This is a genomic window from Vibrio sp. Vf1514, assembly GCF_052076135.1.
Classification (GTDB): Bacteria; Pseudomonadota; Gammaproteobacteria; order Enterobacterales; family Vibrionaceae; genus Vibrio; species Vibrio furnissii.
The window spans coordinates 1,900,025-1,915,834 of record NZ_CP197267.1; the positions used below are offsets into that span (position 1 = coordinate 1,900,025).

Consider the following 15,810-nt stretch of genomic DNA (forward strand, 5'->3'; position numbering starts at 1 on the left):
CGTATTTAATCTTTTTCAAAAAACAGCGTCACTTTGCCCACTTCCAGACCAAATTTGCGAATGGTGGTGACATTAAATAAACGCTTGTCATCTTGACGGAACAACCAATCATCAAAGCTGACCGTCACTTCGCTGTCATCCGTCTTGAGCAGAAAATCGTATTGCCATTGCAGCGCATTGCCAATCTCTTGCCCGGTCGCAATGCCAATCACATCATCTGCCGTGCCTTGATAATGGCCGTCAGCGGTTCGCGTAATCGTCCAGACGCGTTGACTCTGCTCGCCATCATCAAACACAAAATCCTCAACCAACGTCAACGTATCATCGGCGACTTGGCCTTGAATCACCACCTGAAAACGCCGAGTCTGTTTGTTGCTGTAATCTTGCACCATGCCCCAAGCACGGGTTTCACCATGAAAATAACCAAACAGATCAAACGCTGGCTGAGTCGCCTGATACTCTTTTAGCTCTGCCGAACAACCCACAAGCAGCAGCACCGTCGCCAGCAACCACGTTTTCAACGTGTATTTCATCGATTCATTCCTATTAACTGATTCCGTAATTTGGGATATTCGGTTTTCGGCGACAACCAAATGGACAAAAACGCGTCATTCATCGCTTCATCTGCAACCGTACCGAGCAAACGCTGCTTCCCCTGCTGCGTGAAATAGTACATTTGCCCCGTGACGCCATCCGACACATAGACCAAGCGTTCACCAGCTTTGACATTCGGCATCATGCGAGTCAATGCATCCAACCATGCGTCACTGCGAGATGCGTCATACCCCAGCTTGTGCCATTGATCTTGCGTCGCTTCCAGCAATTGCTCACGGCTGATGTCGCGCAAATATCTGATTTCCAGTGCCACCGGATGCGGGGTCACATCGCTGTCTTGCTGATAGTGCCCATCGGGCGTGCGCAGTTGCGAGGCGTAGATATCGAGCCAAAACCAAGACAAGGTCGCCTGCCCGACCACGGGCCAATCCGTCCATTGCGCCGACGACTTGGCGTGAACTTCTGCACTATTCGCGGTCGCGGCCCAAAGGACGGCCATCAGGTAAAGTTGAGCGGTTACGAGTGATGTTTTCATTCCTAAATACCTTCATCAGTAACAAAGACAACAAAAACCATTCCAAGAACAGTGCCAACACTGACCAAAAAACAGACAATCCAAATTGCACTGCACCAAAACGATAACCCGCCCAATAACTTAGCGCGCCCCCCAATGCAGTACAGATGAGTACGAGCCATCGCGGCAAATGGTTCACTGCAGGAACGGCAAAACTGGCAAACCAGGCAAAGGCGAACCACAAACCCATCAACCAAATCGGAAGGTGCAGATAAGTAAAGGAAAATAGTCCAACGTGCAGATTCGCGTAATCAAGCGCAATGCCGCAAGCGGCAACCAGAATCACGCGTTCAAGGGCAACGGGTCGCCGCAACGCAGTCAACGCCAAGGTCGCAGTGACCACGCCCACCGTCACCCACTCCAATCGCTCCTGCCCCAACACTGCCAGGAGCCAGATGAACTCAAACCACAGTGAAATCAGCAGGAAACGACGCATCATTGGCCTCGCTGCAACGTCATATGAATGGTGCTGATGGTACGCGCGTTGAAGCCACCTTCGCAGTAGCACAAATAGTAGCGCCACATGCGGACAAAGCGCTGATCGTACCCCAACGCTTCAACTCTGTTGATGGCCGCTTCAAAACGCAAGCGCCAATCAGCGAGCGTTTTAGCGTAATCCATCCCGAGATCAAACACATCGCGCACAATAAAATCGGTGTGTCGCGTCGCCATCTGCGTCAGCACAGTAATCGAGGGCAAGAACCCGCCGGGGAAAATATATTTCTGAATGAAATCGACGTTGTTGCTGTAGTAGTCATAACGCTGATCAGCGATGGTGATCGCTTGAATCGCCATCAGGCCACCCGGTTTCAATAAGGATTGGCACTTGGCAATGTAGGATGGCAAATACGCCTTCCCCACCGCTTCAATCATTTCGATCGACACCAATTTATCAAACTGGCCATCCAGCAGGCGATAATCCTGTTTGAGTAACGTAATACGCGCTTCAAGCCCTAAACGGGCCACCTCGGCTTGTGCATACGCATACTGCTCCTCAGAGATGGTGGTCGTGGTCACATGGCAGCCATAGTGCTGCGCCATATAGATCGCCATTGCGCCCCACCCGGTGCCTATTTCAATCACACGGTCGTGTTCGGTGAGCTGCAATTGCTGACACAAACGGTCCATCTTTTGAATCTGCGCCTGCTCCAACGAATCACTGGTATTGAGATATAAAGCACTTGAATAGAGCATGCGTTCATCCAGAAACGTCTGGTACAGATCGTTGCCTAAGTCGTAATGCGCTTCGATGTTTTGCTTGGCACGGACGATGGAGTTGCGTTTGAGCCAATGCCCGACTTTGTTCATGGCTCGGGTCATCCAGCTGCTTTGCGCTTCCAACTGATCCAGCGCGCTCAAGTTACGCGCCATCAGTTCCGTCACAGCAGTCAAATTCGGGCTATCCCACCAGCCATCCATGTACGCTTCAGCAGCGGCAATACTGCCGCCTTTCAGCACTCGGCCATAAAATCCCGGATGCGTGATGCGAATGTGCGCCTGAGGCTGCCCTTCATGGGCGAAACCAAACTGTTCGATGACGCTATCTTGGTCGTCGTAAGCTTCTTCGATGGTTAAGTGCCCGATGTGCAGAAGCTGCAATGATTTGAAGGCCATGGCACGCGCACCCTTCTGCAATGCCGTGAGTGATTTGGGCATCTCTAATGAAGACGAATTTAGCATTGAGAGTTCTCCTTGTTATTGTTCTCTGCCTCATGCTGGCGAGACTTGGGATGCGCATAGGACTTGGGATGCGAATAGAATGGTGCGCCTTTCACCCACAACTTCAGCGCATGCCAATAGATCCCAGTCAACACTTTTACCGTCATGATCGGGGTTCGGATCAACAATCGGATCAGACCTCGTGACGTAAATGGCTGCGCTTTTAACGCCAGCGTGGCATCAAATTCCTTTTGATTGCGATGGCACTCCAGATGCACCATCAACGCATCCGTCAGCGGTTTGAGCTTCCATTGATACACCTGCTCAACCGGGTTAAATGGTGACACATGAAAGGCTTTGTCGTGTGTCCAGTTCAATCCCTGATCACCGCGTTCTGCCGGAATGGCGTAATAATGTCGCTCATTCCAGGGCGTGTTGCTGACCTCCGCAAGCAGGTAGCGCCAAACGCCTTGCTGATCATAAAGATAGTAGAAATTGACCGGACTGAAATAGAGGCCGAGATAACGCAGATGCACCACCGCTTGAACGCGGCCGCGAATGGACTCACCGGTCAGCTCAAAGACTTTGTCTTGCACGGCGGTTTTCAAATCACCTGTGCCGAGATAATCCCCTCGGCGAAAGCGCGCCCAATGCCACCAGCGCTCACCCAAGCCCCACACCCGTGTTTGCAACGCAGGCCAGTCGTCCAAATCAATACACGGCATAAACAAAGGATAGTCGAGCGCATGTGCCACCGGCGTAAAACGGCGATGGCGAACCCGCCCAACCATCAGCGCACTGCCTTCTAACCTTGCGCGCGCGCCCATCATGCCACGCCCTTGTCGACCCGAGCGGCTTTCGACTGCAACTGAGTCACCACATCGAGCGCGCTTTTCACACCGTCTTCATGGAAACCGTTGTGCCAATAAGCGCCACAAAACCAAGTGTGATTCACTCCGCTGATTTCCGCTTTGCGCTGCTGAGCGCGAATCGATTGTTCAGTAAAGACCGGATGGTGATAGACAAAGCGACGGAGAATCTTGTCAGGGTCGATGCTTTCCGTACTGTTGAGCGTCACACAAAACGTTTCCTCACTGTCGATGTGCTGCAAAATATTCATGTTGTAAGTCAACGACGGCAACTTCAGCTCTTCACCGCTTTGGCCGCTCAACCAATAGTTCCACGACGCCCACGCCGCTTTACGTTTAGGCAACACGCGCGTGTCGGTATGTAGCACGACTTCGTTGGCTTGATAAGCCATCGACGACAGCACCGCCGTTTCGCTCTGACTTGGGTCGTCGAGCATGGCCAGCGCTTGGTCGCTATGACAGGCGAAAATGACTTCATCAAATGTTTCAATGCCATGTGGCGTTTCCACATCGACCCCAAACAGCGAACGTGTAACGCGTTTCACTGGCGAGTTGAGACGAATTCGATCGGCATACCCTTGCGTCAATGGTTCGATGTACGACCGCGAACCACCTTCAATCACGTACCATTGCGGCCTGTCCGTGACATCTAGCAAACCGTGGTTGACGAAAAAGCGTAGGAAAAACATCAGCGGAAACGCGCGCATGTCTGCCAAAGACGACGACCAAATCGCCGCGCCCATCGGCAAAATGTAGTTATGGCAAAAATAATCGGAAAACTGATGGTGAGCGAGAAACTGCCCCAAGGTTTGTACGCTGGCTTGCGTGTTGTCGGCTTCCGCCTTGGCGAGTGCATTGAAACGCAGGATCTCGCGAATAAAGCGGTAGAAACTCGGTTTCAATAAATTCCTTTTTTGCGCAAACAACGTGGCCACCGTGTGCCCGTTATATTCCAAACCATTGGCGTCGTTGCGAACGCTAAAACTCATTTGAGACGGAATGCCTTTCACGCCGATCTCGTTCATCATGCGAATGAAGTTGGGATAGGTTCGGTCGTTGTACACGATAAATCCCGTATCGACTGAATACGATTTACCGCCGACCATCACGTCCACCGTCGCGGTGTGTCCACCAATATAATCGTTGGCCTCAAACAACGTGATGTCATGCTGTTGATGTAAATAATGGCCACACGTCAGGCCCGAAATCCCCGTTCCGATAATCGCAATTTTCATGAGTGTTCCTTCTCGTTCTTTGTGCGAAAAAGCCGGCTGACAATGTGGTGTTGCCAAGCGTAGGGCAACATGCCCAACACCCGAATCAACCCAGTAAAACGAGCCGGAAAGTAGAGATTCGCCTTGCCCTGCGCTAGCCCTTGGCGAATCGAACGAGATGCCCGTTCAACGGAAATAATCATCGGCATCTCAAAGGTATTTTTTTGCGTCAGTGGCGTCGCAACAAAACCAGGAAATACGCAACTCACCGCAATGCCCCGGCTGGCCCAATCTAATCGCAACGCACGCGCCAAATACGCCACGGCAGCTTTCGAAGCGCCGTATGCTTCAGCGCGCGGCAACGCCAATTCGCTGGCAATCGAACCGACCAACGCGACCCGATGGCCGTGAGCGAGGTGCGGTTGAATCGCCTCAATGGCGTTGGCCATGCCCACCACGTTAATTGTCATCACCCGCGCCATGAGTGTCGCATCCATCTTGCCGTCATCGATGTACTCACAATCACCAGCATTCAAAATCCACAATGTCGGCGTAAAAGGCAGTGATTCGAGTGACGCCACTGTGGCCTGCAAGTCCGTCAAATCAAATTGCCGTGGCGTAATCGACGCATACAGCGAACTCAATTCACGCAACACGGTTTCATTGCGGCCACAGGCAATCACCTGCCAACCGAGCCGAGCGTAATCTTGCGCCAACTGGCGGCCAATGCCGGAGGTTGCGCCGGTGATAAGCACGCCGTTCATTGCCCGAGCCTCCGCTTAATTGAACGAATCACGCAGCCCAGGAGCGGTAATTGTTCGTACAACATTTCGCCCAAATCAAAATAGTCGCGATGATAAATCACTTTGCCATCGTGAAAGCGTAGATGACTGACACCTTGCACGTTGACCAATTTGCCATTGCCGAGCTTGGGATGCTGCAGATGCATCGTCCAGGTCAGAAAGGCATTGCTCTGATTTTGATGCTGTTCATGAATGGTGAAATCGCATCGGTCGACATTTTGATAGAGGTTGGCAAAGTAGTCAGCCAGAGACGCAAACCCTTCGATACGATGGGCTGCGTCTTCAAACACGATATTCGGATGATAGATCTCCTGCAGCGTTTCAAGATTGTGCTTGTTGAGCTGGGAATAGAACTGCGCAACCGTGTGTACATCCATGTGTTGACCTCATTGTTATTGTACAAAAAATATTTTCGTACAACTTTAATCATAAGATAGTGCACTTTGAAAAGTTGTACAAAATTATTTTTGTACAACTTTGGTAAAAATGGTTTACGCGCGTGACGGGAAAATCGATCAACATCGAAGGAGAGGAAGCAAGAGAGATCGGCACAAAAAAAGCCAGCTCGAAGGCTGGCTTTTCATTTATCGACGAAACTGATGACTGATCAGTTCGGCAACATCATACGTTGGATTAGGCGTTACGCAGGGCTGCGATGCGTTTGTCCAGCGGTGGGTGGCTCATCAGCAGCTCGGTCATGGTACGTTTACCATTGATGCCGAATGCCATCATCGAACCTTCTAGTTGTGGCTCGTAGCTCATTTTCAATCGCTCTAACGCTGCAATCATCTTGTGCTTACCAACCAGTTGCGCTGCACCGGCATCGGCATGGAATTCACGATGACGGCTGTACCACATGGTGATAAAGCTGGCGAGGAAACCAAACACCAGTTCCAGCGCCATCGACACGCCAAAGTAAACCATCATGTTGCTGCCTTCGCCCTCTTCAGAATCACGAGACGCCACCAAGTTGGCGATAAAACGCGACAGGAAGATAACAAACGTGTTCACCACGCCTTGCATCAACGTCATGGTGACCATGTCACCGTTAGCAATGTGGCTCACTTCGTGCGCCAGCACAGCTTCCGCTTCATCACGCGTCATGTTGTGTAGCAGACCCGTCGACACCGCAACCAATGAATCATCGCGCTTCGCACCTGTCGCAAACGCGTTCATGTCCGGTGAGTCATAAATCGCCACTGTGGGCATGCCAATGCCTGCTTGCTGCGCTTGACGGCTCAACGTTTGCAGCAACCAATGTTCCATTTCATTGCGCGGATTTTCAATCACCACACCACCCACAGAGCGCAGTGCCATGCCTTTCGACATCAGAAGCGAAATGAATGAACCGCCGAAACCGAACACCGCCGCCATCACCAGCAGACCAGACAAACTGCCCGGCTGCATCCCTGTCACGGCATACACAATATTCAAAACAACACTCAACACCAGCACAACGGCTAAGTTGGTTGCCAGGAATAAAAATACTCGCTTCATTACCTTTCTCCGATCGGAATCTTTTTTTGTTATCTCGAAGCCTTTAAACGCGACCGTCTATGGCTTCGAAGGTTTTCTAATACATAGTGTCTTAGATTTAATATTCAAGGTTAAGCGGTAAATTGAAACATTTAATGTCTGTTTTGATGTCCTGAAATTCGACAGATCCGATGAGTCTCGTTTTAGACTTTGGTCTTATTGAGGCGACGCGTTAAAGCATCTACATTCCATGGGTCGAAGGAATTCAACGTGCAATGAAAGGAAACCATCATGGCTGAAGCGCATAGCTACCAAATGGCGATTGATTTACTTTGCTGTCACTTAGGTTTGACCGAAGAAGAAGCTAAGAAGCAACTGGGTATCAGTTCGGAACAAGTGATTCAAAAACAGATCGCAGATACTCAGCAATCGCTGATGGGTATTGGCCGAGAGAACTAATCGCAAGAATGAAAAAAGGGCTGCAGAAATGCAGCCCTTTTGCTTGGTTCGAAATAAACAGATCAATTAAGCCGGAACGACTTCCCCAATCAAAGGGGTCACGTCAATGTATTTACCCAGTTCGCGACGTTTCGCGCTTGGCATATACGGAATTTCACCCAACTTCGGCGCGCCAATACGCGCTTCCAACATTTCAATAATATCGGCGTAATGTTCGGTTCCCGGGTTAATGCGGTTCGCCACCCAGCCCACAACATTCAGCCCATCGGCACGAATGCTTTCAACGGTCAGTTGCGCATGGCTGAGGCACCCAAGTTTAATCCCCACCACTAACACCACAGGCAGTTGCTCTTGTTTCACCCATGTTGACAGACAATCATCGTCTGACACAGGGACTCGCCAACCGCCCGCACCTTCAACCAGCACCACGTCTGCATTGGCTTTGAGTTTCGCCAATTTTTCACTCAGGACACTGTATTCAATGGTGACATGTTCATGTTTCGCCGCAATGTGCGGCGACGCTGGCATCTCCAGCGCGTATGGATTGATGTCTTCATAATCCATTTTTTGGGTTGCAGCTTGCAATAAGTGCAGCGCATCCGAGTTACGAAAACCGTGTTCGGTTTTGTCACATCCCGCGGCAACTGGTTTGTAACCAATTGTCGACACATCCTTGGCAGCTAAAGCTTGCAGGATCGCTTTTGAAGCGACCGTTTTGCCCACATCGGTATCCGTACCCGCAATAAAAAAAGCATCTATCATCGATGTATAACCCCTAAACAAACCTGATACGTTGCAGGCAGAAGACCTTGATGGTTGCGAAATAGCTGATACTCCCGCTCAACCTGTGCGAGTATTCGACGGCTGGTAAGCCCTTGCGAGCGACCATTCACATGATTCGCACCAATCCCTTTGAGATCGCGCATTAAAGAGAACGCCGTGTCATACCAGACTGTTATCGTGGGTAAGTCTATGTGATGTTTCCCACAATGAGCTTGCGCTAACGCAATTTTTACCTGTTTGAGTGTGATGAATCGGTTGACGTGTTGATGTGCATCAATTTTCATCCATGCACGCTGCAATTCAAACAAAGAACCATCAAGAAGTGTTGAAAAATAAGCACTTGCACTGGGTTTTAAAACACGACGCATCTCTTTTAGTGGTAACGAGAGGTCATCACACCACTGCAATGCCAAGCTGGAAAACACGCAATCAAACGTTGCATCCGCAAACGGCAGCGCCTCGGCATCCGCTTCGACATAGCGCATGTTGTCGCTTCCGCAGCGCTGTTTGGCTTGCGCTAACATCGCCGGAGACAGGTCAGCGCACGTCACTCGCGCGCCTCGGTGTTGCAGCTCCTGCGAGCAATATCCAGTACCGCAACCCAAATCGAGAATGTGCCAGCCGCTTAAATCGTCCGGCAGTTTCGCCAGCAGACGCTGGGCAACATCGCGTTGAAATGCCGCGTGACGATCATAACTCTGCGCCGCTTTGCCAAAGGCTTGGGCGATCGCGGCTTTGTCACTGACGACTGCGCTCAAGGCTTGCGCCATTTCACTCATGAGATGCCTCCACACATTGCTTTAATGTGTCGGCCATCTGCTGAACTTGTTGCGGTGTGTGATGAGCCGTCAGTGTAATTCGCAGCCGCGCGCTGCCACTTGGCACCGTGGGCGGACGAATCGCCGTCATCCATAACCCCGCTTCACGCATCGCGCTGGCGACATGCAATGCACGCTGCGCCGAACCGAGCACAAACGGTTTGATTGGCGTTTGCGTCGCGACAAATCCCGGCACATCGCACAGCAATTCGTGATAAAGCGCAGACAACTCGGCCAGTTTGTCTCGCCGCCATGCCTCGCTTTGAATCATACCTGCAGCGTGCGTCAACGCATGCGCCTGCGCCGGGGGCATCGCCGTAGAATAGACATGATGACGAGCAAACTGAGTGAGGTAATCCCCCAGTGCGGCATCGCACAAAATGGCTGCACCTGACAAACCAAACGCTTTGCCAAACGTCACCACCAGCACCTGCGGCTTGATTCCGGCCGCCTGACAACTGCCCGCACCGCGCTCACCCAATACGCCCACACCGTGCGCATCATCAACGGCAAGCCAAGCATTGCTGCCCAATGCGGCTTGAATCTCCGCCAGCGGCGCTTGATCGCCATCCATGCTGAACACGCCCTCGGTCACCACCAATGTGGTGACCTGCTCATCGAGCAAACGGGTTAAATGATCGACGTCATTATGCTGAAAGCGCTTCATCTGCGCCGAAGACAACAGGCCCGCTTCCATCAGCGAGGCGTGATTGAGCTTATCTTGTAGCAGCAAATCGCCTTTTTGCAGCAGGGTAAACAGCAGCGCTTGGTTGGCACTGAATCCAGAGCCAAACAGCACCGCGCGTTCAAAACCCAGCCATTCACACAAGGTGCGCTCTAAAGTTTGGTGCGCCTCGCTAAAGCCGGTCACCAAGGGGGACGCGCCGCTGCCGCAACCATACAGGCTGAGCCCTTGCTGCCAAGCGTGAGCCAAGGCCGTATCACTCGCCAGCCCCAAGTAGTCGTTACTGGAAAAATTGATATATCGTTGCCCGCGCTGCGCCAACAGCGTTTGATTGCTGCGCTCCAGCACTTGTAGCGAGCGACGCAGCCCCTGCTGCTCGCGGTCAGCAAGGGCTTGATGAATGCGCGAATTAAAGGCTGGCATCGTAGAACATATCATCCGCTGTTGGACGCGCGGCCACACGTTCTACCACGCGGTCCAGCAGTTCGTTTTCCGTAATCTCGTCAGGCTTTTGCGCCACTTGTTGGCTGTTGATGCCCAGCTTTTTGAACAGCAGCATGTCGCTGTCTTCCGCCGGGTTTGGCGTCGTCAGCAGTTTGCAACCGTAGAAAATAGAGTTCGCACCCGCCATAAAACACAGCGCTTGCATCTGTTCATTCATCTTTTCACGACCCGCAGACAGGCGCACCGCCGACTGCGGCATCATGATGCGTGCAACGGCAATCAGGCGCACAAAATCAAACGGTTCGACATCGTCCACTTGTTCCAGCGGCGTGCCTTTGACTTTCACCAGCATGTTGATCGGCACGCTTTCCGGATGCACAGACAGGTTCGCCAGCTCGACCAACAAGCCAGCGCGGTCATTGGTGCTTTCGCCCATACCGATGATGCCGCCCGAACAGATTTTCATGCCCGCATCACGCACATGGGACAGCGTATCGAGACGATCCTGATACGTCCGCGTGGTGATGATGTTGCCGTAAAACTCCGGCGAGGTATCCAGGTTATGGTTGTAGTAATCGAGGCCAGCATCCGCCAGCTCTTGCGCCTGATCAGAAGTCAACATGCCCAGCGTCATACAAGTTTCCAGCCCCATGCCTTTTACGCCGGAAATCATCTCTTTGAGCAGCGGCATGTCGCGCGCTTTCGGGTTTTTCCACGCCGCGCCCATGCAGAAACGGGTTGAGCCTGAACTTTTGGCTTTTTGCGCAGCATCCAGCACGCGTTCCACTTCCATCAGACGCTCTTTATCGACGTTGGTACGATAGTGCGCGCTCTGCGGGCAGTATTTGCAATCTTCCGGACACGCGCCGGTTTTGATGGAGAGTAATGTGCTCACCTGAACATGGTTGTGCGGATGATGCTGACGGTGGACGAGTTGAGCGTCGAACAGCAGATCCATAAACGGTTTTTCAAGCAGTGCTTTGACTTCAGCCACTGTCCAGTTATGACGAATTTCCACGTGTAATCCTTGTTGGCGTTATTAGTTTTATGCCCAAGTGACCGAGCGTTTCAGGCCAGCGAACCAAGGTCGCCGATGCCTCGCAACGCCCTGTGACATGGGGATTATGCTTGGCTAGTCTACTGACACACGGTAGACTGTCAACAACAAGAACGATCACAAGTTTACACTTGGTTATTTTTTAATCTTATTTTTATCGCGGAATTGTCATGGATTTAGCCTTCGATCGCCAGCACATCTGGCATCCCTACACTTCAACCCTTACACCTCTGACCTGCTATCCGGTCACGCATGCTGATGGTGTTTTCATCTATCTCGAAGATGGAAAAGCACTGGTCGATGGCATGTCCTCTTGGTGGTCCGCCATTCACGGATACAATCATCCCCGTCTGAATGCCGCAGCACATCAGCAGATCGATAAGATGTCTCACGTCATGTTTGGCGGCATCACCCACCAGCCAGCCATTGAGGTGTGCCAGCGCTTACTCTCTCTGGTGCCGAATAATCTTGAACATGTGTTTCTCGCCGACTCCGGTTCCGTGGCGGTGGAAGTGAGTTTGAAAATGGCGCTGCAATACTGGCACGCCAAAGGCGAACAGCGCCCGAAATTCCTCACCCTGCGCCACGGCTATCATGGGGATACCTTTGCTGCGATGTCGGTCACTGATCCGGATAACTCAATGCACACGCTGTACAAAGGATTTCTCCCTGAGCATCTGTTTGCCGAATCGCCCAATACCGGCTTCTGGGAAGCGTGGGATGAGCGCGATATCGAAGATTTTCGCCATCAAATCACCGAGAATCATCGCCAGATCGCCGCCGTCATTCTAGAGCCGATTGTGCAGGGTGCGGGGGGCATGCGCATTTATCACCCGGAGTTTTTGCGTCAGGTACGCGCGCTGTGTGATGAGTTTGGCGTGCTGCTGATCCTCGATGAGATCGCCACGGGTTTTGGTCGCACCGGCAAATTGTTTGCGTGTGAACATGCGAACATTCAGCCGGACATTTTGTGTGTCGGGAAAGCGCTCACCAGCGGCTACATGACCTTATCGGCCGCACTGACCACCAAGGAAGTTGCCGATACGGTCTGCGGCGGCGAAGCGGGTTGTTTTATGCATGGCCCAACCTTTATGGGCAACCCACTGGCGTGTGCGGTCGCCTCGGCCAGCCTAAGCTTGATTGAAGAAGGCCATTGGCAACAACAGGTGAAGCAGATTGAGTTGGGCTTTGCTGAGCGCTTGCCGCTGCTCAATCGCTACCCGCAAGTCAAAGCCACGCGCTGGCTCGGGGCGATTGGGGTGGTTGAGACGCATCAACCGGTCAATATGGAAGTGATTCAGGCGCTGTTTGTGCAGCATGGCGTGTGGATTCGTCCATTTGGTCGCCTGATTTACATGATGCCGCCATTTATCAGTGAGACACAGCATCTGGATCAACTGATTCAAGCGGTGGAAGCGGCGCTCCAATCTCCGGAATGCTTTTTGAGTGATGCCAACTGATTGAGTCAGATTCAATGACGCGTTTGCGCCGTGTTATTGAAAAAAGGTCCCGTCATTCGTAGAGACAACAAAAACCTGGCGGTTGAGGCCAGGTTTTTGAGTGATGTCATTGACGGAGTTAAGCGAGCGCCGTTTCGCTTAGCAGCACGTACACTTGCTCGGCTTCCACCAGCACGCGCCAGGTCTTGAGCGTTACATCTGGCTGTTCAATACATTGCCCCGTTCGTAAGCTGAAATGCTGTTTGTAGAGCGGCGAGGCAACGCACGGTTCTCCTTTTACATCGCCGACGATACCGCGAGCCATCACATACGCCTTGCCAATGGGATCCCAGTGTTGCAGCGCATACACGTGCGGCTCATCACCGGGCAGATAGAATAGCGCCGCTTGTTGATCGCCAACCAACGCGCCACACCCTTGAAATGGCGTCAGCTCACTCAGATGACACAGTCGTTGTTTCATGATGAGACCTCCTCGCTAACCGGAATACGCTGCCCACGCAGGCGCTGATATGGCAAGCTCACGCTGCCCTGTTCGTGATTAATGAACGGACGGAACTTCCGCAGTTTGTCCTCATTTTCAAGCGTGCTTTTCCACTCGCATTGATAGGTATCGACCACACGCTGCATCTGGTTTTCCAGTTGCTCGCCCAGTCCGAGCGAATCGTCCAGTACCACCTGTTTGAGATAATCCAGACCGCCTTCCAGATTGTCGAGCCATACCGATGTGCGTTGCAGCTTATCAGCAGTGCGGACATAGAACATCAACACGCGATCAATCAAGTTGATGAGCTGCGATTTGGTTAAGTCAGCAGCCAGCAGGTCTGCATGACGGGGGCGCATGCCACCATTACCGCACACATACAGGTTCCAACCTTTTTCGGTCGCAATGACACCGATATCTTTGCTCTGCGCTTCAGCACATTCGCGTGTACAACCCGAGACGGCAAACTTGAGTTTGTGCGGCGCGCGCAAGCCTTTGTAGCGATTCTCCAGCTCAATCGCCAGCCCAACCGAGTCATCCACGCCATAGCGGCACCAGGTTGAGCCGACACACGATTTCACCGTTCGCACCGACTTACCGTACGCATGGCCGGTCTCAAAGCCGGCGTTAATCAAGGTGCGCCAGATCTCAGGAAGTTGCTCCATTTGCGCGCCGAACAGGTCGACCCGCTGACCACCGGTGATCTTGGTGTACAGATCGTACTGCTTTGCCACTTCCCCCAGCACGATCAGTTTATCTGGCGTAATTTCGCCGCCCGGCACGCGTGGCACCACTGAATAGGAACCGTCCTTTTGCAGATTCGCCATAAAGGCATCGTTGGAGTCCTGCAGCGCGCTCAGCTTCGGTTCCATAATGTGCTCGTTCCATAAAGAGGCAAAGACCGAAGCCGCGGTCGGTTTACACAAATCACAACCCAAGCCGTGGCCGTGTTTCTCCAGCAAGGTGTCGAAGTCTTTGATTTCTTCTACCTGGCAAATGTGGAACAGCGCCTGACGAGAGTACTCAAAGTGTTCACAAATATGATTGGTCACTTCCACGCCCATGGCCACCAGTTCAGCGTCCAACACCGATTTCACCATGCTGGAACAGCCGCCACAGCCCGTGCCCGCTTTGGTGACGGATTTGAGCTCATTGAGCTCAGTGGCGCCAGCATGAATCGCAGCCACCAGCGCGCCTTTGGTGACGTTGTGGCACGAACAGATCATGGTGTCGTCCGACACTTCGCCGCTCAGCATCGACGTATCAAACAACAGGTGCGCCGGATGATCAGGCAGCACGGTTTGGTTGAGATACGTCTGCAGTAACGCATCGTAGTCGCTGTTGTCACCCACCAAGATGGCGCCGAGTAATTGGGTGCCACTCGCATCGACGATCAGTTTTTTGTAGGTTCCCTGTACCGTATCCTGCAACACCAGTTCCTGCGCACCCGCGGTTTGCATCTGCGCGTCACCAATCGATGCCACATCCACCCCTAACAGTTTGAGTTTGGTACTCATGTCCGCACCCGTGAAACTGCCGCTGTGTCCCATCAACTGGTCAGCCACGGCGCGCGCCATCGCGTAGCCCGGCGCTACCAGGCCAAAAATCCGTTGTTGCCACAGCGCACATTCGCCAATGGCGTAGATGTTCTCGTCGCTGGTTTGGCAACTGTCGGAGATGACAATGCCGCCACGTTCGCCCACAGCTAAACCGGACTGACGCGCCAACGCATCCTGCGGGCGAATGCCGGCAGAAAACACAATCACATCCACTTCCAGCGGCTCTGCATCTTTGAATACCATGCGATGCTTGGCGCTTTCGCCATCAATGATGCGCTCGGTGCCCGTTGAGGTATGCACCGTCAGGCCAAGCTGTTCAATTTTCTGTTTCAGCACACCACCCGCACCATCATCGAGCTGAACCGGCATGAGTCGCGGCGCGAATTCGATCACATGAGTTTCTAATCCCAGCAGGCGCAGCGCGTTGGCCGCTTCTAATCCCAGCAGACCACCACCGATCACTGCCCCCGTGCGAGCATGTTCACACGCATTGCGAATCGCAGACAGGTCGTCCAAAGTACGATAGACAAAGACGTTGTCCCGCTCTGAACCCGGCACGGGTGGCACAAACGGATAAGAACCGGTTGCCAGCACGAGGGAGTCGTAACCCAGCACATCTTCGTCATCCAGAATGATGCTTTTCTGCACTCGGTTAATGGCCGTGACCTGGCTACCCAGGATCAGATTGATCCCGTGTTTTTGATACCACTCTTCGCTGCTCAGCATCAGATCATCATGCGATTTACCGGAGAACAGCGACGACAGTTGTACGCGGTCGTAAGCGATAAAACGCTCTTCGCCAATCACGGTAATGCGTTTTTTGAGGTGGGCTTGTTTTTCCACCAGCTTAGCAACCAGATGGTGACCGACCATTCCGTTGCCGATAATGACAATATGTTCCATCATTTTGCGTT

The 15,810-nt window shown here is 52.5% G+C and carries 17 protein-coding genes; 2 read left to right on the top strand and 15 right to left on the bottom strand.

What is annotated here, in order from left to right; translation table 11 throughout:
* Positions 1-5: 5 nt before the first annotated feature.
* The 9 genes from ACS18Q_RS08745 to htpX form a co-directional block, all read right to left on the bottom strand.
* Positions 6-533: a DUF3833 domain-containing protein gene (locus ACS18Q_RS08745; protein ID WP_441256936.1), complete on the bottom strand. Its 528-nt coding sequence runs from the start codon at positions 531-533 to the stop codon at positions 6-8.
* Positions 530-1,090 carry a chalcone isomerase family protein gene (locus ACS18Q_RS08750; protein WP_195723471.1) on the bottom strand — a complete coding sequence of 187 codons (561 nt, stop codon included), beginning with the start codon at positions 1,088-1,090 and terminating at the stop codon, positions 530-532. Before ACS18Q_RS08750 ends, ACS18Q_RS08745 begins: the two co-directional genes overlap by 4 nt.
* Positions 1,023-1,568 carry a DUF2878 domain-containing protein gene (locus ACS18Q_RS08755; protein WP_238825969.1) on the bottom strand — a complete coding sequence of 182 codons (546 nt, stop codon included), beginning with the start codon at positions 1,566-1,568 and terminating at the stop codon, positions 1,023-1,025. Before ACS18Q_RS08755 ends, ACS18Q_RS08750 begins: the two co-directional genes overlap by 68 nt.
* Complete coding sequence (locus ACS18Q_RS08760; RefSeq protein ID WP_206980340.1) at positions 1,565-2,809, bottom strand: SAM-dependent methyltransferase; 1,245 nt, start codon at positions 2,807-2,809, stop codon at positions 1,565-1,567. Before ACS18Q_RS08760 ends, ACS18Q_RS08755 begins: the two co-directional genes overlap by 4 nt.
* Positions 2,803-3,618 (bottom strand): DUF1365 domain-containing protein, encoded by an 816-nt coding sequence (locus ACS18Q_RS08765; protein WP_441256937.1) that lies wholly within the window; start codon positions 3,616-3,618, stop codon positions 2,803-2,805. The genes ACS18Q_RS08760 and ACS18Q_RS08765 overlap by 7 nt, the downstream gene beginning before the upstream one ends.
* A complete protein-coding gene (locus tag ACS18Q_RS08770) occupies positions 3,615-4,892 on the bottom strand; it encodes an NAD(P)/FAD-dependent oxidoreductase (protein ID WP_441256938.1) in 1,278 nt (425 codons plus the stop codon). Before ACS18Q_RS08770 ends, ACS18Q_RS08765 begins: the two co-directional genes overlap by 4 nt.
* On the bottom strand, positions 4,889-5,635 hold the full coding sequence (locus ACS18Q_RS08775) for an SDR family oxidoreductase (RefSeq protein ID WP_004725354.1): 747 nt from the start codon (positions 5,633-5,635) through the stop codon (positions 4,889-4,891). Before ACS18Q_RS08775 ends, ACS18Q_RS08770 begins: the two co-directional genes overlap by 4 nt.
* Complete coding sequence (locus tag ACS18Q_RS08780) at positions 5,632-6,051, bottom strand: nuclear transport factor 2 family protein (RefSeq protein WP_441256939.1); 420 nt, start codon at positions 6,049-6,051, stop codon at positions 5,632-5,634. The genes ACS18Q_RS08775 and ACS18Q_RS08780 overlap by 4 nt, the downstream gene beginning before the upstream one ends.
* A 256-nt stretch (positions 6,052-6,307) precedes the next feature.
* Positions 6,308-7,171: a protease HtpX gene (gene htpX, locus ACS18Q_RS08785; RefSeq protein ID WP_441256940.1), complete on the bottom strand. Its 864-nt coding sequence runs from the start codon at positions 7,169-7,171 to the stop codon at positions 6,308-6,310.
* A gap of 270 nt (positions 7,172-7,441) precedes the next feature.
* Between htpX and ACS18Q_RS08790 the strand changes: the two genes are divergently transcribed.
* Entirely contained in the window at positions 7,442-7,609 is a 168-nt protein-coding gene (locus ACS18Q_RS08790; RefSeq protein ID WP_004725348.1) for a hypothetical protein, read from the top strand.
* Positions 7,610-7,675: 66 nt separating this feature from the next.
* Here the strand turns inward: ACS18Q_RS08790 and bioD are convergent, their stop codons facing one another.
* Genes bioD through bioB form a run of 4 tightly spaced genes read right to left on the bottom strand, consistent with a single transcriptional unit; the run spans position 7,676 to position 11,357 of the window.
* Entirely contained in the window at positions 7,676-8,371 is a 696-nt protein-coding gene (gene bioD, locus ACS18Q_RS08795; RefSeq protein WP_004725346.1) for a dethiobiotin synthase, read from the bottom strand.
* On the bottom strand, positions 8,368-9,171 hold the full coding sequence (gene bioC, locus ACS18Q_RS08800; RefSeq protein WP_441256941.1) for a malonyl-ACP O-methyltransferase BioC: 804 nt from the start codon (positions 9,169-9,171) through the stop codon (positions 8,368-8,370). The genes bioD and bioC overlap by 4 nt, the downstream gene beginning before the upstream one ends.
* On the bottom strand, positions 9,164-10,318 hold the full coding sequence (gene bioF / locus ACS18Q_RS08805; RefSeq protein WP_441256942.1) for an 8-amino-7-oxononanoate synthase: 1,155 nt from the start codon (positions 10,316-10,318) through the stop codon (positions 9,164-9,166). Before bioF ends, bioC begins: the two co-directional genes overlap by 8 nt.
* Positions 10,305-11,357, bottom strand: coding sequence for a biotin synthase BioB (bioB, locus tag ACS18Q_RS08810; protein ID WP_441256943.1), 1,053 nt, complete (start codon positions 11,355-11,357; stop codon positions 10,305-10,307). The genes bioF and bioB overlap by 14 nt, the downstream gene beginning before the upstream one ends.
* 209 nt (positions 11,358-11,566) lie before the next feature.
* On the opposite strand from bioB, the gene bioA reads away from it, so the two are divergent.
* A complete protein-coding gene (gene bioA, locus ACS18Q_RS08815; protein WP_441256944.1) occupies positions 11,567-12,856 on the top strand; it encodes an adenosylmethionine--8-amino-7-oxononanoate transaminase in 1,290 nt (429 codons plus the stop codon).
* Positions 12,857-12,974: 118 nt separating this feature from the next.
* Here bioA and nirD read toward each other — a convergent pair whose 3' ends face one another.
* Positions 12,975-13,316, bottom strand: coding sequence for a nitrite reductase small subunit NirD (gene nirD, locus ACS18Q_RS08820; RefSeq protein WP_286279282.1), 342 nt, complete (start codon positions 13,314-13,316; stop codon positions 12,975-12,977).
* Positions 13,313-15,799: a nitrite reductase large subunit NirB gene (gene nirB, locus ACS18Q_RS08825; protein ID WP_441257632.1), complete on the bottom strand. Its 2,487-nt coding sequence runs from the start codon at positions 15,797-15,799 to the stop codon at positions 13,313-13,315. Before nirB ends, nirD begins: the two co-directional genes overlap by 4 nt.
* Positions 15,800-15,810: the final 11 nt, after the last annotated feature.